This window comes from Nocardioides sp. GY 10113, assembly GCF_004919105.1.
In the GTDB taxonomy this organism is placed as follows: domain Bacteria; phylum Actinomycetota; class Actinomycetes; order Propionibacteriales; family Nocardioidaceae; genus Nocardioides.
Window position 1 is genome coordinate 263,384 of sequence record NZ_STGK01000004.1, and the last position, 25,492, is coordinate 288,875.

23 protein-coding genes are annotated in these 25,492 nt (G+C 74.9%); 14 read left to right on the plus strand and 9 right to left on the minus strand.

Annotated features, from left to right (window positions below; genetic code table 11):
* Positions 1–55 precede the first annotated feature (55 nt).
* Positions 56–2,362, minus strand: coding sequence for an MMPL family transporter (locus tag E8D34_RS07315; RefSeq protein WP_168929362.1), 2,307 nt, complete (start codon positions 2,360–2,362; stop codon positions 56–58).
* The gene (locus E8D34_RS20705) at positions 2,359–2,952 is read right to left on the minus strand and encodes a hypothetical protein (RefSeq protein ID WP_168929363.1); all 594 of its coding nucleotides are present in this window, start codon (positions 2,950–2,952) and stop codon (positions 2,359–2,361) included. Before E8D34_RS20705 ends, E8D34_RS07315 begins: the two co-directional genes overlap by 4 nt.
* Positions 2,953–3,020: 68 nt before the next feature.
* Between E8D34_RS20705 and E8D34_RS07320 the strand changes: the two genes are divergently transcribed.
* Positions 3,021–3,497, plus strand: a complete 477-nt coding sequence (locus E8D34_RS07320; protein ID WP_136593952.1) for a hypothetical protein — start codon at positions 3,021–3,023, stop codon at positions 3,495–3,497.
* Positions 3,498–3,570: 73 nt separating this feature from the next.
* Here the strand turns inward: E8D34_RS07320 and E8D34_RS07325 are convergent, their stop codons facing one another.
* Positions 3,571–4,572 carry an alpha/beta hydrolase gene (locus tag E8D34_RS07325; RefSeq protein WP_136593953.1) on the minus strand — a complete coding sequence of 334 codons (1,002 nt, stop codon included), beginning with the start codon at positions 4,570–4,572 and terminating at the stop codon, positions 3,571–3,573.
* 241 nt (positions 4,573–4,813) lie between these two features.
* On the opposite strand from E8D34_RS07325, the gene E8D34_RS07330 reads away from it, so the two are divergent.
* The 6 genes from E8D34_RS07330 to E8D34_RS07355 all read left to right on the plus strand — a co-directional run bounded on the left by E8D34_RS07330 (position 4,814) and on the right by E8D34_RS07355 (position 10,383).
* Positions 4,814–5,209, plus strand: coding sequence for an SHOCT domain-containing protein (locus E8D34_RS07330; RefSeq protein WP_136593954.1), 396 nt, complete (start codon positions 4,814–4,816; stop codon positions 5,207–5,209).
* A 198-nt stretch (positions 5,210–5,407) separates the two neighbouring features.
* Positions 5,408–8,035: a LuxR C-terminal-related transcriptional regulator gene (locus tag E8D34_RS07335; protein ID WP_136593955.1), complete on the plus strand. Its 2,628-nt coding sequence runs from the start codon at positions 5,408–5,410 to the stop codon at positions 8,033–8,035.
* 110 nt (positions 8,036–8,145) lie between these two features.
* Positions 8,146–8,583, plus strand: a complete 438-nt coding sequence (locus E8D34_RS07340) for a DUF6325 family protein (RefSeq protein WP_136593956.1) — start codon at positions 8,146–8,148, stop codon at positions 8,581–8,583.
* A 1-nt stretch (position 8,584) separates the two neighbouring features.
* On the plus strand, positions 8,585–8,938 hold the full coding sequence (locus E8D34_RS07345) for an SHOCT domain-containing protein (protein ID WP_136593957.1): 354 nt from the start codon (positions 8,585–8,587) through the stop codon (positions 8,936–8,938).
* Positions 8,935–9,450 (plus strand): hypothetical protein, encoded by a 516-nt coding sequence (locus tag E8D34_RS07350; protein ID WP_136593958.1) that lies wholly within the window; start codon positions 8,935–8,937, stop codon positions 9,448–9,450. Before E8D34_RS07345 ends, E8D34_RS07350 begins: the two co-directional genes overlap by 4 nt.
* A gap of 96 nt (positions 9,451–9,546) precedes the next feature.
* On the plus strand, positions 9,547–10,383 hold the full coding sequence (locus E8D34_RS07355; protein WP_136593959.1) for an adenylate cyclase: 837 nt from the start codon (positions 9,547–9,549) through the stop codon (positions 10,381–10,383).
* 30 nt (positions 10,384–10,413) lie between these two features.
* Here E8D34_RS07355 and E8D34_RS07360 read toward each other — a convergent pair whose 3' ends face one another.
* Positions 10,414–11,973, minus strand: a complete 1,560-nt coding sequence (locus E8D34_RS07360) for a Ppx/GppA family phosphatase (protein ID WP_136593960.1) — start codon at positions 11,971–11,973, stop codon at positions 10,414–10,416.
* A 104-nt stretch (positions 11,974–12,077) separates the two neighbouring features.
* On the opposite strand from E8D34_RS07360, the gene E8D34_RS07365 reads away from it, so the two are divergent.
* Complete coding sequence (locus tag E8D34_RS07365) at positions 12,078–14,858, plus strand: cation-translocating P-type ATPase (protein WP_136593961.1); 2,781 nt, start codon at positions 12,078–12,080, stop codon at positions 14,856–14,858.
* Positions 14,859–14,915: 57 nt separating this feature from the next.
* On the opposite strand, the gene E8D34_RS21520 is transcribed toward E8D34_RS07365, so the two are convergent.
* Together E8D34_RS21520 and E8D34_RS07375 are read right to left on the minus strand one after the other, a co-directional pair.
* Positions 14,916–15,248, minus strand: a complete 333-nt coding sequence (locus tag E8D34_RS21520) for a thiamine pyrophosphate-dependent enzyme (RefSeq protein ID WP_276606583.1) — start codon at positions 15,246–15,248, stop codon at positions 14,916–14,918.
* On the minus strand, positions 15,152–16,606 hold the full coding sequence (locus E8D34_RS07375; protein WP_136593963.1) for an NAD(P)/FAD-dependent oxidoreductase: 1,455 nt from the start codon (positions 16,604–16,606) through the stop codon (positions 15,152–15,154). Before E8D34_RS07375 ends, E8D34_RS21520 begins: the two co-directional genes overlap by 97 nt.
* 108 nt (positions 16,607–16,714) lie before the next feature.
* Here E8D34_RS07375 and E8D34_RS07380 point away from each other — a divergent pair, with 108 nt between their 5' ends.
* The 3 genes from E8D34_RS07380 (at position 16,715) to E8D34_RS07390 (ending at position 20,425) form a co-directional block, all read left to right on the plus strand.
* A complete protein-coding gene (locus E8D34_RS07380) occupies positions 16,715–18,277 on the plus strand; it encodes a DUF389 domain-containing protein (RefSeq protein WP_136593964.1) in 1,563 nt (520 codons plus the stop codon).
* A gap of 152 nt (positions 18,278–18,429) precedes the next feature.
* Complete coding sequence (locus E8D34_RS07385; protein ID WP_136593965.1) at positions 18,430–19,938, plus strand: DNA-3-methyladenine glycosylase 2; 1,509 nt, start codon at positions 18,430–18,432, stop codon at positions 19,936–19,938.
* A gap of 7 nt (positions 19,939–19,945) precedes the next feature.
* Complete coding sequence (locus E8D34_RS07390; RefSeq protein ID WP_136593966.1) at positions 19,946–20,425, plus strand: methylated-DNA--[protein]-cysteine S-methyltransferase; 480 nt, start codon at positions 19,946–19,948, stop codon at positions 20,423–20,425.
* Between the two features lie 41 nt (positions 20,426–20,466).
* Here the strand turns inward: E8D34_RS07390 and E8D34_RS07395 are convergent, their stop codons facing one another.
* Together E8D34_RS07395 and E8D34_RS07400 are read right to left on the minus strand one after the other, a co-directional pair.
* Positions 20,467–20,718, minus strand: a complete 252-nt coding sequence (locus E8D34_RS07395; protein ID WP_136593967.1) for a hypothetical protein — start codon at positions 20,716–20,718, stop codon at positions 20,467–20,469.
* 93 nt (positions 20,719–20,811) lie between these two features.
* On the minus strand, positions 20,812–21,534 hold the full coding sequence (locus E8D34_RS07400) for an IclR family transcriptional regulator (RefSeq protein ID WP_136593968.1): 723 nt from the start codon (positions 21,532–21,534) through the stop codon (positions 20,812–20,814).
* A gap of 87 nt (positions 21,535–21,621) precedes the next feature.
* Here E8D34_RS07400 and leuC point away from each other — a divergent pair, with 87 nt between their 5' ends.
* The 3 genes from leuC to E8D34_RS07415 all read left to right on the plus strand — a co-directional run bounded on the left by leuC (position 21,622) and on the right by E8D34_RS07415 (position 24,807).
* Positions 21,622–23,034: a 3-isopropylmalate dehydratase large subunit gene (gene leuC / locus E8D34_RS07405; protein ID WP_136593969.1), complete on the plus strand. Its 1,413-nt coding sequence runs from the start codon at positions 21,622–21,624 to the stop codon at positions 23,032–23,034.
* A gap of 23 nt (positions 23,035–23,057) precedes the next feature.
* Positions 23,058–23,657 carry a 3-isopropylmalate dehydratase small subunit gene (gene leuD / locus E8D34_RS07410; RefSeq protein WP_136593970.1) on the plus strand — a complete coding sequence of 200 codons (600 nt, stop codon included), beginning with the start codon at positions 23,058–23,060 and terminating at the stop codon, positions 23,655–23,657.
* A gap of 202 nt (positions 23,658–23,859) precedes the next feature.
* Positions 23,860–24,807, plus strand: coding sequence for an HU family DNA-binding protein (locus E8D34_RS07415; RefSeq protein ID WP_136593971.1), 948 nt, complete (start codon positions 23,860–23,862; stop codon positions 24,805–24,807).
* A 15-nt stretch (positions 24,808–24,822) separates the two neighbouring features.
* Here the strand turns inward: E8D34_RS07415 and cofC are convergent, their stop codons facing one another.
* A complete protein-coding gene (gene cofC / locus E8D34_RS07420) occupies positions 24,823–25,452 on the minus strand; it encodes a 2-phospho-L-lactate guanylyltransferase (protein ID WP_240771197.1) in 630 nt (209 codons plus the stop codon).
* Positions 25,453–25,492 lie beyond the last annotated feature (40 nt).

Genomic DNA, 25,492 nt, shown 5'->3' on the forward strand with positions numbered 1-25,492 from the left:
GCACTCGGGCTCGACCCCGGTCAAGGAGGCGGACGGCGGCGATCCGTGCACCGCGTCAGGGATCGACCGTCGTACGTCTCTCCGTGGGCCGGACGAACCGGTTGCTCGGCCAGGCCGCCGCCGGTCCGAGCACGGTGAGCAGTGCGGGCACCATCAGCAGGCGGACCACGAACACGTCCAGCGTGATCCCCAGCGCGACGGCGAAGGCCAGCTGCCGGAAGGGCAGCAGCGGGACCAGGCCGAGCAGGCCGAAGCTGGTGCCCAGGGCCAGGCCGGCCACCGCGACCGCGCTGAGCGCCGAGGGCAGCGCGGCCAGCAGGGCGTGGCGGACGGAACGACCGTGGGCAGCCTCCCAGACGTGACCGACGGTGAAGATGTTGTAGTCCGACCCGAACGCCAGCAGCAGCACCGCGGCGGCGAACGGGACGTAGAAGGTCAGCCCCTGGCCGGGCGCCAGCACGTCGAACACCGCGCCCGTCACGGTGAGGGTCGCGCCGAGCGAGAGCAGCGAGCTGCCCAGCAGCAGGACCGAGGCCAGCACCGAGCGGAGGAAGACCAGCAGCATCACCAGGTTCGCCGCGAGCGCGGCCAGCGCGATCCGGATCAGGTCGTCCTGCGTCTGGTGGACCAGGTACGACGCGGTGGCGGTGTCGCCGCCCAGCGAGGCCGTGGCCCCCCGCAACCCCGCGCGGGCGGCCAATGCGGGCAGCCGGTCGCTCAGCCGGTCGATGTCGTGCACCGCGTCGGCGCCGCCGGGGTCGGAGTCCAGCACGACGAGGTACCGGGCCGCGTCGCCGTCGCGGGCCACCAGCACCCCGGCCTCCGCGCGGACCGGCATGGCCCCCGGGCCGAGCACGCCGGCCACTCCCGGCTGGCGTTCGAGCGCGGTGCCGAGCGCGGTCAGCGCCTCGTGGCGCCGCCCGATGCCCTTCCCCTCGAGCAGCACGACCGTGGGGGAGAGGATCCCCTCCGCGAAGCCCGCCTGCGCGGCGGACGCGGCCTCCCGCACCGGCTCGCGGGCGGGCAGCGTGTCCACGAAGGAGACGCCCAGGTCGAGCCGGAGCAACGGCGCCGAGGCGAGGAGCAGGATGGTCACGCAGCCGCCGAGCACGGCGCCGGCGACCCGCCGGCTGCCGGCGATCGACTCGACGGCGCGGCGCGGCCAGCGCGGCCGGCGTACCCGGACCAGGCGGGCCCACCGCGAGGCCCAGACCGAGGCCGGAGGTCGACGTCCCGATGCCCGGCGCCCCGGCCAGAAGATCCGGTCGCCGAGCACGGCGAGCAGGGCGGGGACCAGGGTGATCGCGACGAGGAGGCCGACCAGCACCGTCAGCGCCAGCGCCGGCCCCAACGTGCGGAAGAACGGCGACTCGGCCGCGAGCAGCGCGGCCGTGCCCGCCGCGACCGCCAGGCCGGCGACGCCGACGATCGGCGCCGAACGGGCGATGGCGCGGGCAGCGACGTCGCGGCCGGCGGCGGTGGAGCGCCGGCCGGGGCCCAGGTCGCGCAGCGCGGAGCAGAAGAAGACCACGTAGTCGGTGACCACGCCCAGCAGCAGCGCCACGACGACCGGCTCCAGCTCGTCGGGGCTGGGCAGGTCCAGCAGCGCGGCCACGTAGCCGGAGACGTGCAGCGTGACCACGTAGGCGGTGGCGGCGGTTCCGGCGGTGACCAGCGGGGCCACCAGCGAGCGGAAGCTCGCCGCGACGATCAACGCGATGGCCAGCAGCGTCGCCAGCTCCACCGTCGGCAGGGAGCTGCGGATGATGCTGCCCTGGGCGATGCGCGCGGGCGCGGACCCGGTGACGCCGACGACGTGGTCGCGCTCGGTGAAGAAGCGGTCGGCGTACCGATGGGCCGCCCGGGTACGGGCCCCCAGCGAGGTGCCCGGTCCGAACAGCAGGTAGGTCAGGGCGGTGGTGCCGGACTCCCGCGCGCCGGGGAAGAGCCCGCGCGCGTTGGTCAGCGGCAGCGCCCCCCGGATCGGCGCCACGTCGCCGGCCTTGCCGCGATCGACGGCCGCCGCGCGGACCACCGTCCGGGCGTGCGCGTACGGCGACAGCCCGTCCGCGTCGCGCTGCACCACGACGGTCCGGGAGCTGAGCGGGAACCCGAAGATCTCCACCGACCGGATCTCGGTCTGCACCGCGGGGGTGTCCGCGGAGAGCACGCCGCGCAGACCGCTGCCGCCGGGACGGTCGGCCGCGGGGGCCAGCGTCAGGCCGACCAGCGCGCACGCCCAGAGCGCGAGGATCGCCCACCGTGCGCGGACGACGGATCGGGCGAACGCACGCGCCGCCCGGCCGCCCTCCCGGCCGGGTGCCTCCCGCCCCGCGCCCGGATCGGGCGAGCCGCCGGTCACCGCACCGAGATCCCCAGCCGCGCGAGCTCCGCGCGCGCCAGGCGGCGCCGCGCGTCGTCGTCCATCCGGGCCGAGGTGACGAGCGGCAGCACCACCTCGACGGGCAGGTTGGCCATCGCGTGCGCCGCGAGGTAGCCCTCCAGCGCCGGCCCCATCCCCGATTCCGCCAGGGAACGGCGCAGGCTGACCACCGTGCGGTGGCGCGCGAGCCGCGGAGGCAGGTAGAGGGCCGCGACCGAGGCGATCGGGATGACGGTGATCGAGATCCCGAGCAGCAGCGCCAGCTGGCGGAGCTGGCCCTTCACCTCCTGCCCGCGGGCGGTGATCTCGGTGCCGCTCTGCGCGATCTGGCGGCCGATCTCGCCCGGCCGGTCGCCCACGAGCGGCACGTCGGCCATGCTGGCCAGGCCCTCCCCGGCGGCGCTGGTGGCGCGACCCGAGCGGGAGATCGTGTCGCCGGCGTCGGCGGCCTGCCACAGGGTGACCCCGGTCCAGGCGCCGACCACGACCCACAGCGCCACCCAGAACAGGACCAGGCCGTCCCAGGTGTGCACGGTACGGCTGTCAGCGGCTCCTACGGTGCGACGCATCGATCGTCCCTCCGGTCTCCGTGTGACCTCTACCCGAATGGGAAGGCTCTACACCAGAGGTGATCGAGATGAGCGAGCACGACGAGCCGACCACGCACCCCGACCGACCCTCCGGTCACAGCGCCGGACCGGCCTCCGGGGCGGTGCTGCCGCGCCGCAACCCGTGGCCGGGTCGACTGGTCCCCGCGGCGACCTTCCTCGTCGGGGTGGTCCTCGGCGGGCTGCTGGTCGCGGCCGCGTCGGGCGGCGACGAGCCCGGGGCGCCGGCGGAGCCGTCGGCGACGACGGACGGCCCCAGCCCCTCCACGGGGGCCACCGTGATCACCGTCCCCGGCGCGTGTCAGCAGGCCGCGGAGAACCTGCGCGAGGCGCTGTCGCTGATCCGCGACGGCACCAACTCCGTGGAGGGCTTCCGGCCGGACCGGATCGTGGAGCTGCTGGACCGGCTGGAGGACATCGACAACGAGACCCGCCCGCTGCTCGACGAGTGCGGAGACGTGGAGGTCTCCGAGTCGCCGGCACCGGGGAGCGCGTCGACCGGCTGAGCGGAGCTGCCCACCCGATGGCGGCCGGTCGCGGCCGGTCGCGCCCGGTGACGCTCAGTCGCGTCGGTCGCGGTCAGTCGCCGAGCGCCTCGTCGATGCCGTCGACGAACTCGACGCTGGCCGCCGAGATCTGCTGGCGGGCCGCGTCCTGGCTGATCGTGGGCGTGCCGTCGCCCGGCTGGGTGCCGTAGTCGCCGAAGAACGCGTGCGCGGCGCCGTCGACCACGGTGAAGTCGGCGTCGGCGGGCAGGTCGGCGCGGGACTCCTCGATCCGCTCCGGGGTGGAGAGGCCGTCGCGGGATCCGGAGATCGACGCCACCGCCGTGCTCAGGGAGTCGCTGACGTCCTCGGCGGGGTAGGAGGCGTAGAGCAGCAGCCCGACCGCGGGAGCATCGGCGTCCTCGTCGGCGTCGTCGGCCTCGATCGCGGCCACCACGCCGCCCAGGGAGTGTCCGCCGACGACCCACCTCTCGACGTCGGGGTAGTCGCCGCGGGCACCGTCGAAGGCGCCGACGGAGAGGAACGCGATGCTCAGCGGCTGCTTGGTGATGACGACCGTGTGGCCGGCCTCCGCGAGCGGGCGGAGCACGGCGGCGTACGCGCGGGGGTCGACCTTCGCCCCCGGCTGGAAGAAGACCCCGGTCGGGCTGGTCCCGCCGGTCGGGGACAGCTCGATCCGGGTGGCGGACTCGGTGACCGTGACGGCGGCGTCGGAGCGCATCGCGCCCAGTGCGGGCTCGACCGCGCTCAGCGGGCGGAGCCACGCGACGGCGGCGACCCAGGCGACGCCGGCGACCAGCAGCGCGATGCCGAGTGCCCGCCGCCAGCCCCGGCGGCGGGGGAGCGCGCGTCGAGCGCGCCACACGACGAGCAGGCCGCCGAGGGCGGTGACGGCCAGCAGCACGGCGTACGCCGGGTGGCCGTGGACCACGCCACCCCACTCGGTGAGGCAGGCCCAGGCCACCACCAGCAGGCCGGCCGCGGCGACGGCCAGCACCAGCCACCGCCACCAGGCCGGGGCGAGGTCGGGGGTCGCGGGGTCGCCGGTGCGGTCGGTGGGTGCGGAGTCGTTCATCGCTGTCCTGTCGATCGCCGCCGACGAGGTTGCCGACGGTAGGTCGGTAACTTATCCCGCGGCAGCCGAGGCGGCAAAGACATGGGGCGTCCAGCCCGGGGCGCCGCGCTCCACCCGGGCGCGGGTGGTGCCGCACCACCCCGGGGCCGGCGACGCTGAGGGTGGCGCAGCGGGTGCACGCCCGTCGCGCTGCGGGACGCGGGAGCCACCCGCGGCCGCCGACGGGAAGGGGACTGCTGCCATGGACTCCATCACCACCGACTTCTGGGACGTCCTGCTCTGGAGCTTCTGGTTCTTCATCTGGTTCACCGCGTTGATGGTCTGGTTCCGCTGCCTGTGGGACCTGTTCGGCGACCACACGCTGAGCGGCTGGGCCAAGGCGGGGTGGACCGTCCTGCTGATCCTGGTGCCCTGGTTCGGCGCGTTGATCTACCTGATCGCCCGCGGCCGCAGCATGGGTGAGCGCCAGCTCTCCCGGATGGTCGACGCCCAGGAGCAGCAGGCCGACTACATCCGGCAGGTCGCCGGGTCCTCGTCGGGCGCCGCCGACCAGATCGCCCGCGGCAAGGAGCTGCTCGACTCCGGCGCGATCACCCAGGAGGAGTACGACGCGCTGAAGGCGCGGGCGCTGGCCTGACCCGAGCCCAGCCGGAGCGGGCCCCGACCGGGACCTGTGACCCGGGGCCGCGGGTCACAGGGGCCCTGTCGGGTGGACCCGCCGATCCCTACGATCGGTCCAGGTGGACCGCGGGCGCGAGCCGGCCGGCCCGGTCGTGGGACGACCGGCGGTGCCAGGGCGCCGGTCCATCCGCGTGGGTGAGGCGGAAGCGGGCACATGGACCAGAGCGCGGAGCAGGTGACGACCGGCAGCCGCCTGCCCGGTTCCGCCCTCTTCCTCGCCAAGCTGCGTCCGCCCGCGAGCGTGCACCTGGTCCAGCGGCCGCGGCTGCTCGACCTGCTGGAGGACGCCCTGGCGTCGCCGATCGTCGTCGTCTCCGCCCCCGCGGGCTCCGGCAAGACCGCGCTCCTGGCCTCGTGGGCGGCGCAGACCGCGCTGCCGTGCGCGTGGCTCTCCCTGGACGAGTGGGACCGTGACCCCGTGCGGCTGTGGACCGGCCTGCTGGCGTCCGTGGACACGGTCGTCCCGGGCGTCGCCACCTCGGCCCGTGCCGTGCTGACCCGGCGCGGACGGCTGGACGAGGTGGTCGCGACGCTGCTGGGCGACCTGGAGGCGGCCGCCCTCGACGCCGCCGTCCTGGTGCTCGACGACGTGCACCTGATCGACGACGTGCCCGAGGCCGTGCGGTCGCTCGCCATGCTGGCGGCGTACCTGCCCGAGGGCCTGCGCCTGGTGCTGATCGGCCGCCGCCGACCCGGCCTGCCGGTCGACCGGCTCCGGGCCCAGGGCCGGCTCCGGGAGGTCTCCTTCGCCGAGCTGCAGTTCTCCGACGAGGAGGCCGCGGCGATGCTGCGCCGGCTGGCCCCCGAGATCGGGGAGGACGAGCTCGCGACGACCACCGAGCGCGCGGCCGGCTGGGCGGCCAGCCTGCAGCTCAGCGGCCTCGCCGCCCGCGCCGCCCGGGCGCGATCGGGCGAGCCGCGCGGCTCGGACGCCGAGCGGCTCACCGACGACTACCTGTGGCACGACGTGCTGGCGGACGAGGCCGCGCCGGTGCTCGACGTGATGCGCGCCGCCGCGGTGGTGGACCGGATCGACGCGGACCTGGCGCGGGCGCTGACCGGCCGGCGCGATGCCGGCGAGGTGCTCGAGTCCGCCTGCGACCGCGGGCTCTTCCTGACCCGGCTCTCACAGCCCGGGTGGTACGCGCAGCACGAGCTGGTCCGCCGTCTGGTGGAGCGTGACCTCGGTGCCCGGGACCAGGAGGCGTGCCGCCGGATGCACGCCCGGGCCGCCGAGTGGTACGACGAGGCGGGCGAGCCGGCGCTCGCGGTCCGGCACTGGCTGCGTGCCGACCGACCTCGGCAGGCGCTGCGGTCGGTGGCCGTCAACAACGGGACGCTCTACGACGAGGGCCGCGAGTCCGTCGTCGTGCAGGCCGTCGCGCAGGTGCCGTCGGAGGTCGTCGCCGGTGACCTGGACGCCGCGCTGGACTACGCGTGGGCCCACGTCGTCGTCGACCGGCGGGTGCTCCTGGACACCGTCGACCGGATCGCCGAGCTGGCCGCCCGCCGCGACCTGGACGATCGCACCCGGGGGCGGATCGGCTTCATGGAGGCGGTCGCGGCGCTGCACCGCGGCGAGTGGGCGGCCGTGCCGGAGTGCGCGGAGGCGGCGCTCGCGCACTTCGGCGCACGGCCGTGGTCGGACACGCTCGGCCGCTTCGGGTGGAACGTGCTGGCGCGCGGGGTCGCGTTGACCGAGCGGTGGGATGACGAGGCACCGCTGGTGCGCCGCGCCCATCGCATGGTCGCCGTCGACCGGCCGCGGCAGCTCGCCTTCGAAGGCACCCGTGCCCTCGGCCTGGCGCTGGGCGGGCGGCCGCTCGAGGCGCTGGCCGTGGCCGCGGACACCGAGGACCACGCGCACGTCGCCAGCATGAGCATCCTCTCCCTGGAGCTGTCGCTGGCCGAGGCGGTCAGCCACCGCGAGCGCGGCGAGCGTGACCGGGCGCGGACCCTGCTGGCGGGCCTGGCCGGCCGCCCCACGACGCCGCTGCCGTACGTGCCGTTCCGGGCGGCCCTGGAGCTGGCCGAGTGCGACGTGGCCACCGGCCGGCCCGAGGACGCGGAGCGACGGCTGGCGGCGGCGCGGTCGCTGATGGTGGACGGCTTCGCCGGGCCCGGGGCGACCGCGTGGGTCGAGACCGTCGAGGTGGTCGTCGCGGTCGCCGCGGGGGATCCCGGACGAGCGGAGGAGGCGGCGCGCCGGATCACCGAGCCGACCTGGCGCGCGATCGGCCTCGCCCGGACCCATCTGGGTCGCGGCGACCGGGCCGCGGCAGCGGCCGACCTCCCGGGGCCGGTCGGCGTGCCGGAGGGCTCCGTCCGCCAGCGCGTCCTGGTCGACCTGCTGCGGGCCCGTGCCGCGTCGGGGGAGGAGGCCCGCGAAGCACTGTGCCGGGCCGCCCGGCTCGCCTCCGAGCACGGACTGGTCCAGACCGTCGCCGCCGAGTGCTCGCCGGCCACGGGCCTGCTCGACCGGCTCGAGCGGGTGGCCGACGTCGTACCGGAGGCGTGGTTGCAGCAGGTGCGGCACGGGGCGGCGCAGGACGCGCTGGGCGGGTCGGAGGTGGCGGCCGCCCAGGCGCTGACCGAGCGTGAGCGCGACGTGCTCCGGATGCTGCCCAGCAGGCTCACGGTGGGCGAGATCGCCGACGAGCTCCACCTGTCGCGGAACACCGTGAAGTTCCACCTCAAGGTCATCTACCGCAAGCTCGGCTGCGGCTCGCGCGCCGAGGCCGCGGCGGTGGCACGACGCCTCGGCAGGGTGCGTCGCGACTAGGCCCGGCGGGGCGCGGCCCGGACCACCCCGCCGCGGGTGAGCCCTGCCCACCCGCGACGGCGCGACGCTGTGGCGGTCATCACCAGAGCCGATCGGCGAGAGGACCCCCCATGGACGCCATCAACACCGGCCCGGTCGACGTCGTCTTCCTGCGCTTCCCCGGCAACCGGTTCAACGGTCGGATCCTGCCGGCGCTGAGGGACCTGGTCGCCGCGGACCTGATCCGGGTGCTCGACCTCCTGGTCGTCGCCAAGAACGCCGAGGGCGACCTGGCGGTGGCCGAGCTGGGCCAGGTGGCTCAGGAGCTGGACGTCGACGTCGCCGACCTGCTCGACGAGATCCCCGGCGGCTGGCTCGACCGCGACGACGCCGAGGAGGTCGCGCCGCACCTCGACCCGGAGACCACCTTGGCGCTGCTGGCGATCGAGAACCTCTGGGCGATCCCGTTCGTCGACGCGGTTCGCGACGCCGGCGGCGAGCTGGTCGACCAGGCGCGGGTCGGCGCCGAGCTGGTCGCCGAGATCCGTGCCGCGGCGGAGGAGGTCTGAGATGCCCGGGCTGATCCGCGGGATGGCCCGCACCGCCGTCGTCGCCGGCACGGCGACCGCCGTCTCCAACCGGGTCTCGCGGCGGCAGGCGAACCGCTGGGCTCAGCAGGAGGTGTCCCAGCAGCCGCAGTACGCCGCCCCGCAGCAGTACGCCGCCCCGCAGCAGTACGCCGCCCCGCCCGGCTACTACGAGGCGCCGCCGGCCGCGCCGGCCGCGCCGTCCCCTGCGCCGACCGCGTCCGGCCCGGGCGACGACCTGACCACCCAGCTGCAGAAGCTCGCCGACCTCCACGCACGGGGCATCCTGTCGGATGCCGAGTTCGCGGCCGCGAAGGCCCGGCTGCTCGGCGCGTGAGCCGCGTGAGCGCCGAGCCGGACCGGACGCCGGAGGAGGACCGCTGGGGGCTGCTCCGCGGCGGCGAGGGCCTGATGACCGGCACGGTCGTGTCGGCGGCGGTGATCGCGGCCACGGCGGGCCACGTCGACTCGACGCTCCAGCTGGCCACCGCCATCGTCGGCACCACCCTGGTGTACTGGCTCGCGCACCTGCACGCCGCCGCGATCGGGTCGGCCGTCCATCAGCGGCTGCATCCGCTGCACGCGCTGCGCTCGGCCGCGACCCACACCTGGACGGTGGCGGCGGCGTCCCTGGTGCCGCTGGCGATCCTGCTGGTGGCGCGCGCGTTGGGCGTGGACGAGCTCGGTGCGGCGTGGATCGCGCTGTGGGCGACCGTGGCGCTGCTGGCCCTCTACAGCTACCTGGCCGGGCGCCGTGGTGGGCTCGGTGTCCGCGACAGCATCGTCTGCGGCGCGGCGGGGTGCGGGCTCGGGCTGGTCGCCGCGGCGCTCAAGGCCGCGCTGCACTGAGCACCACTGAGCACCGGCGCCGGCCCGACCGGGCGCGATCACGGGGTTCACCCCCGTCCGGGTGGTTCCGGGTCACCCACGAGAGGAGCAGACTCCGTGAAGGACCACGAGGAAGGGGTGAGCGCGATGGCCTCCACCGCGCCGGAGCCGGTCGTCACCGAGGAGATGGAGGAGATCGCGCCGCGACTGACCCACGAGCAGCTCGGCGAGCTGCTGGCGCTGCTCCAGGGATCGGACTCGGTCGAGCTGAAGGTGACCGTCCCGCAGGCCGATCGGCGCGCCACCGTCGAGCGCCTCGGGATGGACGTGCTGGACGCCGAGATCCGGCAGGTGGCCTTCTTCGACACCCCTGACCTCCGCCTCTTCGAGCACGGCGTCGTCGTCCGCGCGCGGCGCATCCAGCGCCGGGACGGCGACAGCGTGGTGAAGCTACGGCCGGTGGATCCCGCGCACCTGACCGACAAGCTCCGGAAGGCCGCCGGGTTCGGCGTCGAGGTGGACGCGCTGCCCGGCGGCTTCGTCTGCTCCGCGCGGATGAAGGCCAAGGTCGAGGACGGCCTGCTGCGCCGGGTCTTCGCCGGCGAGAAGGCGGTGCACAAGCTCTTCACCAAGCACCAGCGGTCGCTCTTCGAGGACCATGCCCCCGACGGCATCGCGCTCGATGACCTGGCCGTGCTCGGTCCGATCAACATCCTCAAGCTCAAGTTCACCCCCGAGGGCTACCCGCGCCCCCTGGTGGTCGAGCTGTGGTCCTATCCGGACGGCGGTCAGATCCTCGAGCTCTCCACCAAGTGCGCCCCGGCCGACGCGTTCGCGGTGACGGCCGAGACGAAGGAGTTCCTGGCGGCCCGGGGCGTGGATCTCGGCGCCCCGCAGCAGACCAAGACCAGGACGGCGCTGGCGTACTTCGCGGGCGGCGGCGATGACGGGTAGGGGGTCTCAGGACGTGACGCGTAGGGGGTCTCAGGACGTCGCGACGGGATCGAACCGCTCCGCGAGGACCCCGTGACGCAGACCCCGGTCGCTGACGGTCACGGTGTCCTGGCCGCTGAGGGTCAGGATCGTGCGGACGATGCACGCGCCCGCGAGGATCACCTCGGCCCGCGCCGGCTGCAGTCCCGCGAGCTCGCGGCGCTGGTCGGCGGTGCGCGCGCGGTAGAGCTCGATCTGGCGGTCGATCTCGGCCAGGTCCAGCCGGGTGCCGTGCACCGCGTCGGGGTCGTAGTCGGCCAGGCCGTGCCGGACGGCCGCCAGGTTGGTCGAGGTGCCGCCGATCGCGATCACCGCGTCGGGGCGCGGCCGTCCCGCGAGCCGGTCCAGGTCGGCGGCGATGCCGGCGAGGGCCTCGTCGAGCACGCCGTCGTCGACCGGGCCGTCGAGCCCGTACCGCTCGGTGAACCGGACCGCGCCGACGTCGACGCTGAACTGCTCGCCGGGCTGCCGCGGGGAGCCGAACGTGAACTGGCTGCTGCCGCCACCGGAGTCGAAGACCAGCAGGTGCTCGCCGTCGACGTCCAGGGTGGAGACGGCCGCCAGGTACGCCAGCCGCGCCTCCTCCTGCCCGGAGATCACCTCGACCGACACCCCGCACCGGCCGAAGACCGTGTCCACGAAGGCGTCCCGGTTGGGGGCCATCCGCAGCCCCGCGGTGCCGACAGCGGCGATCTCGACCGGGCCGCCGGCGCGCGCCTCCCGGGCCATCTCCTCGATCGCGGCAGCGGCCCGATCCATGGCCGGCGCGATCAGCGCACCGGTCTCGGCCAGCCCCTCGCCCAACCGGGCCACCACGGCCCGGTCGACCAGCGTGTGCAGCCGCCCGTCCCGCCGCTCCGCGAGGACGAGCTTGACCGAGTTGGTGCCGACGTCGATCACCGCGCACCGCTGCGGCGCCCACCCGAGCAGCGAGCGGAGCCCGCGCGCCATGCAGGTGTTGTGACGCTCGGCCAGTCCCAGCCGGGCCACGGCCGCCACGACCAGGGCGGGGTCCGTCGCCTCCACCGCGACGGTGGTGGTGGAGGCGGTGGTGTCGCCGTCGCCGACCGTCAGGTCGGTCACCTCGACCAGGCAGCCCTCGAACGTCGTACGGCGCCGGAGCTTGTGGACCCGCGCCAGGCGGAGGTCGTCGCGGGGACCGACCAGCTCGTCGGCGACCTCACGCTCGGAGTAGGTCGGGCGGTCCGTCGGTGGCGCGTCGACGCCGGCCGCCGCGAAGGCGGTGGCCAGGGCGTCGGCGTCGAGCGGGAACGGCTCCTTCATCGTCGGGCGCCACTGCTGCAGGCCGTGTCCGTCGAGGTGCTGCTGGACCTTGGTGTCGACCACGCCGTCACGGAGCTTGACCGACCCGTCGCCGACGAGGGACAGCAGGTACACCTCGTCGCTCTCGTGGCTCTCCGTGGCGGGCAGCGCGGCCAGCGTTCCCGCGCGCAGCGCGTCCGCGTCCGCCGGGCCGGCGAAGGTGCGCCACTCCCAGCGCGGCACCACCGCGGGGGCGGTGGGGTGGGCCTGCGGGTCGCCGTCGGTCATGGTCTTCCCCTCCCGGTGGTCCACGTGGCCACACGGCGACGATATTCGGCACTACGTTCGCACTGTCAACGATTCGTGATCCGACGTACGGCGAAGGACACCGCATGAGCGACGACGTGACGACCGACCGCCCGACCGGCCAGCCCGCGGGCGCGCCCTGGTTCGCGCGGACCGCTGAGGAGGCGCTGGCCGCGCTGGGCAGCGACGCCGCCGGCGGCCTCTCCGGGGCGGAGGCCGACCAGCGGCTCGCCCGCTACGGCCCGAACGAGATCACCAGCGAGCAGCCGCCGTCGGTGTGGGCGGTCGCCGCCACGCAGCTGCGCGACCCGATGAACCTGATGCTCGTCGCCGTGGCGGTGGTCAGCTTCGCGATCGGCGAGGCCTCGACCGGGCTGATCGTCGCGCTGCTCGTCGCCTTCAACGTCTTCCTCGGCTCGCGGCAGGAGCTCAAGGCGCGGGAGAGCGTGGACGCGCTGTCGACCATGCAGGTGCCCCAGGCCCGGGTCCTGCGCGACGGAGCGGTGTCGCAGGTGCCGGCGGTCGACCTGGTCCCCGGGGACGTGCTGCTGCTCGAGGCCGGCGACATCGTGCCCGCCGACGGCCGGATCGTCCGCTCGGCGACCGTGGAGGCCCAGGAGGCCGCGCTGACCGGCGAGAGCGCCCCGGTCGCGAAGGGGGCGGCGGTGCTGGAGTCGGACGACGTCCCGCTCGGCGACCGCGCCAACATGCTCTTCCAGAACACCTCGGTGACCCGCGGCACGGCGACCGTGGTGGTCACCGAGACCGGGATGGCCACGCAGATGGGTCAGATCGCCTCGATGCTGACGAAGGTCACCCGCACCCGGTCACCGCTGCAGCGCGAGCTCGACGGGCTGACCAAGGTGCTCGGCATCATCGCCTGGGGCGCGGTGGCGCTGATCGTGGTCGTCGGATTCGCCCGCGGCACCGACGCGAAGGACCTGCTGCTGCTCGGCACCGCGATGGCGATCTCGGCCATCCCGACCGGCCTGCCGGCGTTCGTCTCCGGTCTGCTGTCGATGGGCGCCAAGCAGCTGGCCGAGTCGAAGGCGGTGGTGAAGAACCTGACCGACGTCGAGACGCTCGGCGCGACCAGCGCGATCAACACCGACAAGACCGGCACGCTGACCCTCAACGAGATGATGGTCTCCACGATCTTCACCAACGGCTCGTGGTTCGAGGTGCAGGGCGAGGGCTACCGCAAGACCGGGACGGTGCTCTCCGTCGCCGGCGTTCCGGTGCCGGACTTCACCCGGCTGGCGCTGGGGCTGGTCCTCGACAGCGATGCGACGGTGAGCGACGACGGCACCGTGATCGGCGACCCCACCGAGGCGGCGCTGGTGGTGCTCGCCGCCAAGCTCGGGATCAGCGCGGAGGAGACCCGGCGCGCCTACCCGCGCCAGGCGGAGGTGCCCTTCGACTCCGAGTACAAGTTCATGGCGACCTTCCACAAGGTCCAGGTCGAGGGCGTCGAGCGGGTGATCGAGCTGGTCAAGGGCGGTCCCGACGTCGTCATCGCGCGCTGCACGAGCGCCGGGGGACCGCTGCGCGACCAGCCGGTGTCGATGGAGGAGGCCCGTGCCGGCATCGAGGCGGCCAACGCCGAGATGGGGGAGCGCGGGCTGCGGGTCCTCGCGTTCGCCTACCGGTTCGTCGACGAGGCCGACCTGGACACCATGACGGCCGACCCGATGTCGCTCACCCAGGACCTGGTCTTCGTCGGGATGGTCGGCATCATCGACCCGTTGCGGCCCTCGTCCAAGGAGGCCGTCCGGGTCGCGCTCAAGGCCGGCATCGACGTCCGGATGATCACCGGCGACCACGCGGTGACCGCCCGGGCCATCGGCGCCGACCTGGGGTTGGGCCCGGGCGCCATCAGCGGCGCGGAGCTGGCCGACCTCTCCGACGCCGAGCTGACCGCCCAGCTTCCCCAGCTCCACGTCTTCGGCCGGGTGACGCCGGAGGACAAGCTCCGGCTGGCGCGGGTGATGCAGGAGAGCGGGCTGGTCGTGGCGATGACCGGCGACGCGGTCAACGACGCCGCCGCGCTCAAGCAGGCCGACATCGGCGTGGCGATGGGCAGCGGCAGCGAGGTCACCAAGCAGGCCGGCCGGATGATCCTCACCGACGACAACTTCGGCACCCTGGTGCACGCCGTCGAGCTCGGCCGCAAGGTCTACGACAAGGTCGTCTCCTACGTCCGCTACCAGATGACCCAGCTGCTCTCGCTGGTGATGCTCTTCGTGGCGGCGACCGTCTTCGACATCAACGACGGCGTCGCGCTGACCCCGACGATGATCCTGTTCCTGCTCTTCTTCTTCACCTCGGCCGGCGTGGTGATCATCGCCGTCGACCCCGGCGACCCGGACATCATGGAGCGCCCGCCGCGCGACCCGAGCCTCCCGATCACCCACCGCGCGGCCGTCCTCGGCTGGCTGCTCTACGCCGGCGTGCTGTTCCTGGCGGCGCTGGTTCCGCTGGTCGCCGGGCCGGACGAGCCGAGCACCACCGAGGCGAGCGCCGCGATGACGATGACCTTCGCGGTGATGGGTCTGGGCACCGTCTTCAACGCGCTGACCAACCGGCGCGACCCGGGCAGCGGACTCTCCGCGCCCGTGCTCAAGGCGATCGGCATCGGGCTGGTGCCGGTGGCGATCCTGGTGCTGGCGACCGAGCTGCCACGCCTCCAGCAGGCCCTGCTCACCGTCCCGCTCAGCGGCGGGGAGTGGCTCGCCTCGATCGCGCTCGCGCTGGCGCTGCCGCTCGTGGTGGAGGGCAGCAAGCTGGTACGCCGGAGGCGGGCCGCCACGGCGGCCCCGATCGACGTCCACGTCGCGACCGCCCCGGAGCGGGCGGCGGCGCGCTAGCGGGCGCGCCGGCGAGCCGCCGGCGAGCCGCCGGCGCGGCCGGTCGGGCGGTGCGGGTCAGGCGTGGGACTCCAGGAGCTCCTTGGTCTTGGCGATCGCGAAGCCCCAGGCCTGGTCGACCGTCGGCTTCGGTGGCACGGCGATCTCGTCGGCGTTGGTGACGACGTCGACCAGCGACGGCCCGGCGTGCGCCAGTGCCTCGCGCAGCGCCGGCTCGACGCCGTGCGGGTCCTCGACCCGGGCAGCGTGCAGCCCCATCGCTGCGGCGACGCCGTCGAACTCTTGGTGCGTTCTCAGGGGCGACGCGCGAGGCCGGCCAGCGCCGCCCCGGCCGCGTGGTAGCCGGCCATCCCGTGCACGCCCGCGCCGGGCGGGGTCGCGGCGGAGCACAGGTAGACGCCCGGCACCCCGGTCGCGTAAGGGGTGCGTGTCGCGCGGGGACGCAGCACCACCTGCAGGCCGGTCGCCGCGCCGGCGCCGATGTCCCCGCCGACGTAGTTGGCGTTGCCGGCCTCCAACGCCGCCGGTCCCTTGGCGGCGACCGCGACGATGCGCTCCCGGACACCCGGCGCGAAACGCTCGATCTGGCTCAGCACGGCCTCGGTGGCATCGCCGGTGTACCCGTGCGGCACGTGCGCGTAGGCGTAGACCGGATGGACGCTCCCGTTCGACCGGGTCGGGTCGGCCAGGTACTGCTGCCCGACCAGCACGAACGGTGCCGCCGGCATCTCGCCGCGGGCGGTCGCCGCCTCCACCCGGGCGATCTCGGCGGCCGTGCCGCCCAGGTGCAGCGTGCCCGCGCGCCGGCACTTCCGGTTGCGCCAGGGGACGCCGCCGTCGACGGCGAGGTCGACCTTGAACGCGGCCGGGCCGTACCGGAAGCGGGCCAGGGACCGCCGTACCCGGGAGGGGAGGCGGTCGCCGAGGATCTCCAGCGCTCCGGCCGGTGCGGTGTCGAGGAGCACGAGGTCGGGCGCCGCGGCGTGCCCGGTGTGCTCGCCCAGCTCGGCCAGCGACCGCACCCGGTGGCCGGTCACCACCCGGCCGCCGTGGTCGGCCAGCTCGGCCAGCAGCGCCCGCGTGATCGCCTCGCTGCCGCCCTCGGCGACCGGCCAGCCGACGGCGTGCGCCGCGGCCGCCAGGAGCATGCCGGCCGCCCCGCTCAGCGGGATGTCCAGGCGGCCGAACGCGTGCGCCGCGATCCCGGTGAGCAGCCCGCGCGCCGGCTCGTCGGCGAAGCCGCGCGCCAGCCACGTGGCCGGCGCCAGCGCCCGCGCGCCGAAGCTGGCCAGGGTGAACGGGTGCCGGGGCACGTGCAGCACCGGTCCGAGCACCTCGGCGGCGAGGTCGTCGAAGTGCCGCGCGGCCGGACCGACGAGCCGCCGCCAGCGGTCGGCGTCGGCGCCCAGCGACGCGGCGGTCACGGCGACGTCCGGAGCGGCGTCGCGGGCCAGCAGCCCGGCGCGACCGTCGTCGAGGGGGTGGGCCAGGTCGATCTCCGGCCATCGCCAGCGCAGGCCGTGGCGCGCCAGGTCGAGCTCGGCGAGGTACGGCGAGGCGACGCCGGTGGGGTGGAACGCGGCGCACTCGTCGTGGAGGACGCCGGGGACGGTGAGCTCGCCGCTCCGGGTGCCGCCGCCGGGGCGGGTCTCCGCCTCGACCACCGTCACCTCGACCCCGGCACGCGCCAACCGGATCGCGGCGGTCAACCCGTTCGGCCCGCTGCCGACCACGACGGCGTTGGTCATGCGGGGACCCTAGCGACCGCGCTCGGCGGCCCGACGGCATGACTCGCCGTCGCGATCCGGCGCCGCGTTTCTGCGGCGCTCGGGCGCCGCGCGCGCCATGCTGAGGCCATGGTGGCCTCGGAGACCTCCAGCGACCGATCGTCGGGACCGGGCACGACCGGCCCGCCCGGCTGGCGGATGCCGGCGCCGGGGCCGACCGGCGTGGCGGAGCTGGCCCGCGCCGTCGTGGCGGTGGTGGTGCTCGCCGCCTGGGTGCTCCTCCCGGACCAGCAGGCGGGGGTCCTGGTGGCCGCCGGCCTCGCCGCCCTCGCACTGGCCGGGCTGGAGGCCTACGCCGCGACCCGCCTCGAGCCCCGTGGCCGCGGGCCGGCGCTGCTGCGCGCCCTCGGGCCGCTGGCGGGTGGCGTGACGCTGATCCTGGTCGCCCAGGACACGTCGGTGTACCGGCTGGCCGTCGGCTTCGGCGTCCTGCTCGTCGTCCGGGGGATCGCCGACCTGATCGGCGCAGGGGTCGTCGGTCGACGGGCCGGGATCCTGTTCTGGCTGCTCGGGCTGGGGCTCGCCGAGGCGGGCGGTGGCCTGCTCGCGCTGGGCCGACCCGAGCTGTTCGGCCAGGCGGTGGTGGCGCTGATCGGGCTCGCCTGGCTCGCCGGGGCGGTGGTCGCGGTGCTCGCCCCGCCCCCGCCGATGGTCCGCCGGTTCACCACGGCGCCCTACCTCGAGCGCAGCCAGATGGACGAGGCCGAGCACCGCAGGATCGAGGACGAGGTCTCCGGCATCGGACAGCGCCGGGTGGCCCGGTTCCTGGTGCTGCTCTCGATGTCGGCGGTGATCGCCACCTTCGGCCTGCTGTCCAACTCGGTCGCGGCGGTGATCGGCGCGATGATCGTGGCGCCGCTGATGCTGCCGATCCAGGGGCTCACCGCGGGCCTGGTCGCGGGCCGCCGGCGCGACGCCCTGGGCAGCGCGGCGCTGCTGGCCAGCGGCATCGTCACCGTCTACCTGATCTCGATGGTCATCGGCACCACCGCGCTCGACCTCGCCTTCGACCTCGCCAACGCCTCGATCCAGGCCCGCACCAGCCCCACGCTGGCCGACCTCGGGATCGCGCTCGCCGCGGGCACCGTGGGCGGCTTCGCGCTGGTCCGCGCCGACGTGGCGGCCTCGGTCCCGGGCGTGGCGATCGCGGTCTCGCTGGTGCCGCCGCTGTGCACCTCCGGGGTGACGCTGGCCGGCGGCGACGGCGGTGCCGCCTGGGGCGCGTTCCTGCTGTTCGCGATCAACTTCGTGGCGATCGTCGCGGCCGTCGGCGGCGTGCTGATCCTGGCCGGCTACGGCGCCGCCGGCGTGGCCGGGCGGTGGCTGCTCGCGGTCGGCGCGGTCGTGGCCGTCGTACTGGGCCTGCTGTCGACGCCGCTCGCCGAGACCGAGCGCGACAACATCGACGAGCGGGCGCTCTCGGTCGCCACCACCAGTCGGTTCACCGCCTGGGCGGAGCCGATCCAGCCCGCGCGGCTGCTCGCGGTCGAGGTCGACGGGTGGCGGGTCTCGGTCCTCTTCGCCTCCGCGGACGAGCCACCGCCCGGCGACGACCTCGAGGCCGCGATCGAGGACGACGTGAAGCACGACGTCACGCTGGAGCTGAGCTGGGTCCAGGCCGAACCCCGGTGACGCGAGTCGGTCGTGGGGACCGGCCGCGTTGGGGGTTCTGGTCGGCCGAGTTGCGAGTTGTGGCCGGCCGAGCTGGGGGTTGCCGACCCCGGGGCCGCCGTGCTGTCCGATTTCCGCTAGAAGCAGTCGGGGGCGGCGGGCAGGATGGAGCCATGAGCACCACCGTCGCCGGCGTCCCGACGCTGGACCCCACCACCTGCTACGCGGCCGTCCGGTCGCGCGACCGCAGGTTCGACGGCGTCTTCTACACGGCGGTCCGCACCACCGGGATCTACTGCCGCCCCTCCTGCCCGGCCCGTACGCCGGCCGTTGCCAACGTGACCTTCCACCCGACCGCCGCCTCCGCGCAGGCGGCCGGCTTCCGCGCCTGCAAGCGGTGCCTGCCCGACGCCGTGCCCGGATCCCCGGAGTGGGACCTGGGGGCGAGCGTCGCCGGCCGCGCGATGCGGCTGATCGCCGACGGCGTGGTCGACCGCGACGGTGTCGAGGGGCTGGCCCAGCGGCTCGGCTACAGCGCCCGCCATCTCGGCCGCGTGCTGCGCGCCGAGCTCGGCGCCGGGCCGCTCGCGCTGGCGCGCACGCAACGTGCCCAGACCGCCCGGGTGCTGGTCGAGACCACCGACCTGGCCTTCGCCGACGTGGCGTTCGCGGCCGGCTTCAGCAGCGTCCGCCAGTTCAACGACACGCTGCGCGAGGTGTACGCCGCGACGCCCACCCAGCTGCGCGGGCGCCGCGGCGGTCCGCGCTCGGCCGGCTCGATCGACCTGCGGCTGGCCGTGCGCGCCCCGTTCGCCGGGCGTGCGTTCGCCGACTTCCTGCGGCCCCGCGCGGTCGCCGGCGTGGAGCGCGTCGACGACGCCGACGGCGGGCCGCCGACCTATGCCCGCACCCTGCGCCTGCCGCACGGTCCCGGGCACGTGCGCCTTGTGCTCGACGACGTCCCGGCCGGCGCCGGCACCGGCTTCGTCCGTGCGCGGTTCACCCTGGAGGACCTCCGCGACACCGCCGCCGCCGTGGCCCGGGTACGACGCCTCCTCGACGCCGACGCCGACCCCGTCGCCGTGGCCGACCACCTCGGCGGCGACGCGCTGCTCGCGCCGCTGCTCGCGCGCCGACCGGGCCTCCGGGTGCCGGGCCACGTGGACGGCGACGAGATCGCCGCCCGGGCGGTGCTGGGGCAGCAGGTCAGCGTCGCCGGCGCCCGCACCGTGGCCGGCCGCCTGGTCGCCGAGCACGGCACGCCGTACGAGACCGGGGTGGAGGGGCTGACCCACCTGTTCCCGGACGCGGCCACACTGGCCGGGCTGGACCCCGACGCGCTGCCGATGCCGCGGGCCCGCGGCCGCGCCCTGGTCGGCCTGACCGCCGCGCTGGCCGCCGGCGACGTGGTGCTGGATCGCGGGCCGGACCGTGACGAGGTCCGGGCCCGGCTGCTGGCGCTGCCCGGGATCGGGCCGTGGACCGCCGACTACGTGGCGCTGCGGGCGCTCGGGCATCCCGACGTCTTCCTGCCCACGGACCTGGGGGTGCGGCACGCGCTCGCGGCGCTGCCGGGATCCGCAGCGGCCGACCCCGCGCGGTGGGCGCCGTGGCGCTCCTACGCCCTGCTGCACCTGTGGACGTCCCTCGGGGACGGGCCCGCGACGTACGAAGGAGAATGAGACCGAGATGTGGACCGTGACCGAGAGCCCCGTGGGGCCGCTGCGCGTCGTCGAGCACGACGGCGCGATCACCGCGATCGAGTTCAGCCCGTTCCGGACCGGCGACGGGCGACCGCGCGGTGAGCGCGCGGACGACCACCCGGTGCTGGCCGCCGCGGTGCGCCAGCTGGGGGAGTACTTCGCCGGGGAGCGCCGCGACTTCGACCTCCCGCTCGCCCCCATGGGCAGCCCCTGGCAGCGCGCGGTCTGGGACCAGCTGCTGAAGGTCGGCTACGGCGACACCGCGTCGTACGGCGAGATCGCCGCCCGGCTCGGCAAGTCCAACGCCGCCTCGCGGGCCGTGGGCACCGCCAACGGCGCCAACCCGATCCCGATCGTGATCCCGTGCCACCGGGTGATCGGCGCCAACGGCACCCTGACCGGGTACGCCGGCGGCGTGGAGCGCAAGCAGATCCTGCTCGGCCTGGAGCAGGACGCCCTGTTCTGACGGACCGCGCTATCGCGGCGCGCCTGCCCGGCCGCCGTCGATCAGGGGCACTTCGCTCCTTCCGCGATCGTCACCCACCCCTTCGGACGCGTGGTCTCGGGCGACAGGTAGGCCCGGTGGCCGTCCGGAGTGAGCACCATGTCCATGGGGGCCGAGCACGCGTCGTCGGACGCGATCGACGGCACCCGGTGGAGGAGGCCGATGCCGGCCGTCGCTGCGAGGAAGAGGAGTTGGGCGACGACGGCCACCGCCGCGAACGCGATGACCATCGACTCGAGCGGGGCTGTCCGCACGCGGGCGAAAGGTGTCACCGCCGCATCGTGGGTCGGTCGCCGGGCTGGGCGCATCCCCGAAGTGGCGGGTGTTGGAACCGCCGGCCGCTGTGGCTACTCCGCGGCCGCGCGGCGCAGCGACTCCGAGAGCCGCTCGGCGGCGGCCAGCACCGCGGGCGCGTGCATCCGGCCGGGCTGGCGGGTGAGCCGCTCCAGCGGGCCGGAGACGGAGACCGCGGCGATCACCTTGCCGCCCGGCGAGCGGACGGGCGCGGAGACCGAGGCGACGCCGGCCTCGCGCTCGCCGATCGACTGCGACCAGCCGCGGCGGCGGATCGCGGAGAGCTCGGCGGCGGAGAAGGCGGCGTTCTGCAGGCCGCGGTGGATGCGCTCCGGGTCGTCCCAGGCGAGCAGCACCTGGGCGGCCGAGCCGGCGCGCATGGTCAGCTGGGAGCCGACCGGGATGGTGTCGCGCAGGCCCGAGGGGCGCTCGGCGGCGGCCACGCAGACGCGGTGGTCGCCCTGGCGGCGCCAGAGCTGGGCGGACTCGCCGGTGATGTCGCGCAGCCGCGCGAGGACCGGCCCGGCGGTGGCCAGCAGGCGGTCCTCGCCGGCCGCGGCGGAGAGCTCGGCCAGGCGCGGGCCGAGGACGAAGCGCCCCTGCATGTCCCGCGCGACGAGTCGGTGGTGCTCCAGGGCGACCGCCAGCCGGTGCGCCGTGGGGCGCGCCAGCCCGGTGCCCGCGACCAGACCGGCGAGGGTCGCCGGTCCGGACTCCAGTGCGGTCAGCACCAGGGCCGCCTTGTCGAGAACGCCGACTCCGCTCGAGTTGTCCATATGGCAATACTGCCGTCTCGGATCCTGGGATGCAAGCGTATGCTGCATCACGCAGGTTCAACGACGCACGAATCGAGGGAGCGAGTCATGGGCAAGACCCTGGCTGAGAAGGTGTGGGACGAGCACGTCGTCCGATCGACCCCGGGTGAGCCCGACCTTCTCTTCATCGACCTTCACCTCATCCACGAGGTGACCAGCCCGCAGGCCTTCGACGGCCTCCGCCTCGCCGGGCGCCGGGTCCGCCGCCCCGACCTCACCCTGGCCACCGAGGACCACAACGTCCCGACCCTGGACTGGGACAAGCCGATCGCCGACCCGGTGAGCAAGACCCAGGTCGACACGCTGCGCAAGAACGCCGCGGAGTTCGGCGTCCGGCTGCACCCGCTCGGCGACGTCGAGCAGGGCATCGTGCACGTGGTCGGCCCGCAGCTGGGCCTCACCCAGCCCGGCATGACCATCGTCTGCGGCGACTCCCACACCGCCACCCACGGCGCCTTCGGGTCGATCGCCTTCGGTATCGGCACCTCCGAGGTGGAGCACGTGCTGGCCACCCAGACGCTGCCGCAGGCCAAGCCGAAGACCATGTCCGTCACCGTCAACGGCAGCCTGCCCGAGGGCGTCACCGCCAAGGACCTGGTGCTGACCCTGATCGCCCACACCGGCACCGGCGGCGGCCAGGGCTACATCGTGGAGTACCGCGGCCAGGCGATCGAGGAGCTCTCCATGGAGGGCCGGATGACCGTGTGCAACATGTCGATCGAGTGGGGTGCCAAGGCCGGCATGATCGCCCCGGACGAGACCACCTTCGCCTACCTCGCGGACAAGCCCGAGGCGCCCAAGGGCGAGGCCTGGGACGCCGCCGTCGCGCACTGGCGGACCCTGGTCACCGACGAGGACGCGGTCTTCGACAAGGAGATCGTCCTCGACGCCGCCGAGATGACCCCGTTCGTCACCTGGGGCACCAACCCCGGCCAGGGCGTGCCGCTCGGCGCCACCGTGCCGAGCCCGGACGACTTCGCCGACGCCACCGACCGCCAGGCCACCGAGAAGGCCCTGCAGTACATGGGGCTGACCGCCGGCACGCCGATGCGCGAGATCGAGGTCGACACCGTCTTCGTCGGCTCGTGCACCAACGGCCGGATCGAGGACCTGCGCCTGGCCGCCGAGGTGATCAAGGGGCACAAGGTGGCCGACGGCACCCGGATGCTCGTCGTGCCCGGCTCGGTGCGGGTCCGCCTGCAGGCCGAGGCCGAGGGCCTCGACAAGGTCTTCATCGAGGCCGGGGCCGAGTGGCGCGGCGCGGGCTGCTCGATGTGCCTGGGCATGAACCCCGACCAGCTCGCCCCCGGCGAGCGCAGCGCCTCGACCTCCAACCGCAACTTCGAGGGACGCCAGGGCAAGGGTGGCCGCACCCACCTGGTCTCGGTGCCGGTCGCCGCGGCCACCGCCGTGCGCGGCACCCTGTCCTCGCCCGCCGACCTGGTCCCGGCCACGGTCTGATCCCGCCTCAGGAGCCGAGAACAATGGAGAAGTTCACCACCCACACCGGCGTCGGCGTCCCGCTGCGCCGCAGCAACGTCGACACCGACCAGATCATCCCGGCGGTCTACCTCAAGCGGGTCACCCGCACCGGCTTCGAGGACGGCCTGTTCTCCGCCTGGCGCAACGACCCGGAGTTCGTCCTCAACCAGCCCGCGTACGCCGCCGGCTCGGTGCTCGTCGCTGGCCCGGACTTCGGCACCGGCTCCTCGCGCGAGCACGCCGTCTGGGCGCTGCAGAACTACGGCTTCAAGGTCGTGCTCTCGGCCCGGTTCGCCGACATCTTCCGCGGCAACTCCGGCAAGGCCGGGCTCGTCGCCGGCCAGGTCGACGAGAAGGTCGTCCAGCGGCTGTGGGACTACCTCGAGGAGAACCCGGGCGGCGAGATCACCGTCGACCTGGAGAGCAAGACCGTGCGCACCGCCGACGGGTCGGTCGAGGACAGCTTCGACATCGACGACTACACGCGCTGGCGCCTGATGGAGGGCCTCGACGACATCGGCATCACGCTGGGTCACGAGGCCGACATCGCGGCGTACGAGGCGACGCGGCCGTCCTGGAAGGCATCGACCCTCCCCGCCTGAGCGCCGCCTCCGTTGCCCCGCCGATCGCTGGATCGGGCGGGGCAACGGCCAATTCCGGGCCTCCCCGGGAACTCCGACGCGCCGGGGTGATTGTGAGCGCGGCCATTCCTGCCTAGCGTTCGGCACAAGGACCACGGGCGCCTGCCCCGGTCGCAACAGCGGACGAGTGGCAGCGACGTCGCTCGGAGCGGAAGGACAGGCAGTGAACAAGACCGAGTTGATCGACGCGCTCACCGAGCGCTTCGACGGCAACCGCAAGGCGGCAGCCCAAGCGCTGGACGTCGTCCTCGACACCATCACCCGTCAGGTCGCCAAGGGGGAGAAGGTCGCGATCACCGGCTTCGGCTCCTTCGAGAAGGCGGTCCGCGGGGCGCGGACCGGGCGCAACCCGCAGACCGGCGAGCCGCTGAAGATCAAGAAGAAGGCGGTGCCCAAGTTCACCCCCGGCGCCGACCTCAAGAACGTCATCTCCGGCACCAAGAAGCTTCCTCCGCTGCCGAAGACCGCCAAGAAGGCGGCCGCGGTGGCGACGGCCCCCGCGCGCGTCGCCGCCAAGACGGTGACCGCCCCGGCCAAGGCCGCGGCGAAGAAGTCGGCTGCGAAGAAGTCGGCGGCCAAGAAGTCGGCGGAGAAGTCGGCGGCACCGAAGGCGGCGGCCCCGGCCAAGGCGGCACCGGCCAAGGCGGCACCGGCGACGTCGGCGCCCGCGGCGAAGAAGGCACCGGCTGCGAAGAAGGCGCCCGCTGCGAAGAAGGCGCCCGCGGCGAAGAAGGCGCCCGCGGCGAAGAAGGCGCCGGCCGCGAAGAAGGCGCCGGCCGCGAAGAAGGCACCGGCCGCGAAGAAGGCGCCCGCGGCGAAGAAGGCGCCGGCCGCGAAGAAGGCGCCGGCCGCGAAGAAGGCGCCGGCTGCGTCGACCCCGAGCAAGACGACCGCGGACGCGGTCACCGCCGCCAAGGCCACGCCGGCGAAGAAGGCGCCCGCCAAGAAGGCACCGGCGGCGAAGAAGGCACCGGCCGACAAGGCACCGGCGAAGAAGGCACCGGCGAAGAAGGCACCGGCGAAGAAGGCGCCAGCCAAGAAGGCGCCCGCGGAGAAGGCGCCCGCGGAGAAGGCGCCGACGGAGAAGCCGACGCCCGCCGACGGTTCCTGAGCGCCCCCGGGACTCCTACGCCTCGCTGCCGGGGGACGCGGCCAGCGCCGCCCGGGTCCGCGGACCGACGCCGAGCCCGACCGCGTCCTCCAACGAGGGGAGGTCGTCCACGTCGCGCCGCAGCGAGGCCAGGAGTCCGCGGACCGGGCGGGCGCCCGCGTCCTCGTGTGCGCGGGCCGAGCCCACGCCGAAGCGCGGCAGGAAGGAGGCCCGCGGGGCGGCGTACAGCACCGTGCCGGTGCCGTCGGCGTCGGCGACGAAGTGGCTGCCCGCCCCGGCGGCCGCGATCGATGCCAGCGCCTGGTCGAGGTCCTCGGGCCGCAGCGCGGGAAGATCGGCCAGCAGGGCGGCCGGTCGCAGGTCCGGCCACCGGCGCGCCGCCTCGGCGGCGGCCTCGCGCAGCGCGGCGTTGAGCCCGCCGCCGGGGTCACGGGTGGTCGCGGCGCCGAGGTCGCGCAGCGTGGCCGCGAACGCCTCGTCGTCGGTGGTGACCAGCACCCGGGCCACGAGGTCCGCCGCGAGCGCAGACTGCACGGTGTCGATGGCCAGCGCCGCGGCGAGGCCGGGGCGGTCCGGAACGCCGACGAGCCGTGACTTGCCCGCCCCCGGGGACTTCACCGGGACCAGCAGGACGAACGCGGACATGCCCGGCATCCTCCCAGCCGGAGCTCGGCCTCCCGGACCG

Coding starts and splice junctions, on each gene's coding strand:
- E8D34_RS07345 (WP_136593957.1), top strand. CDS start 8,585: ATGCCCGGGCTGATCCGCGGGATGGCCCGCACCGCCGTCGTCGCCGGC.
- cofC (WP_240771197.1), bottom strand. CDS start 25,452: ATGTCCGCGTTCGTCCTGCTGGTCCCGGTGAAGTCCCCGGGGGCGGGC.
- E8D34_RS07320 (WP_136593952.1), top strand. CDS start 3,021: ATGAGCGAGCACGACGAGCCGACCACGCACCCCGACCGACCCTCCGGT.
- E8D34_RS07380 (WP_136593964.1), top strand. CDS start 16,715: ATGGTGGCCTCGGAGACCTCCAGCGACCGATCGTCGGGACCGGGCACG.
- E8D34_RS07400 (WP_136593968.1), bottom strand. CDS start 21,534: ATGGACAACTCGAGCGGAGTCGGCGTTCTCGACAAGGCGGCCCTGGTG.
- E8D34_RS07340 (WP_136593956.1), top strand. CDS start 8,146: ATGGACGCCATCAACACCGGCCCGGTCGACGTCGTCTTCCTGCGCTTC.
- E8D34_RS07385 (WP_136593965.1), top strand. CDS start 18,430: ATGAGCACCACCGTCGCCGGCGTCCCGACGCTGGACCCCACCACCTGC.
- leuD (WP_136593970.1), top strand. CDS start 23,058: ATGGAGAAGTTCACCACCCACACCGGCGTCGGCGTCCCGCTGCGCCGC.
- leuC (WP_136593969.1), top strand. CDS start 21,622: ATGGGCAAGACCCTGGCTGAGAAGGTGTGGGACGAGCACGTCGTCCGA.
- E8D34_RS07365 (WP_136593961.1), top strand. CDS start 12,078: ATGAGCGACGACGTGACGACCGACCGCCCGACCGGCCAGCCCGCGGGC.
- E8D34_RS07375 (WP_136593963.1), bottom strand. CDS start 16,606: ATGACCAACGCCGTCGTGGTCGGCAGCGGGCCGAACGGGTTGACCGCC.
- E8D34_RS07360 (WP_136593960.1), bottom strand. CDS start 11,973: ATGACCGACGGCGACCCGCAGGCCCACCCCACCGCCCCCGCGGTGGTG.
- E8D34_RS07325 (WP_136593953.1), bottom strand. CDS start 4,572: ATGAACGACTCCGCACCCACCGACCGCACCGGCGACCCCGCGACCCCC.
- E8D34_RS07330 (WP_136593954.1), top strand. CDS start 4,814: ATGGACTCCATCACCACCGACTTCTGGGACGTCCTGCTCTGGAGCTTC.
- E8D34_RS07335 (WP_136593955.1), top strand. CDS start 5,408: ATGGACCAGAGCGCGGAGCAGGTGACGACCGGCAGCCGCCTGCCCGGT.
- E8D34_RS20705 (WP_168929363.1), bottom strand. CDS start 2,952: ATGCGTCGCACCGTAGGAGCCGCTGACAGCCGTACCGTGCACACCTGG.
- E8D34_RS07390 (WP_136593966.1), top strand. CDS start 19,946: ATGTGGACCGTGACCGAGAGCCCCGTGGGGCCGCTGCGCGTCGTCGAG.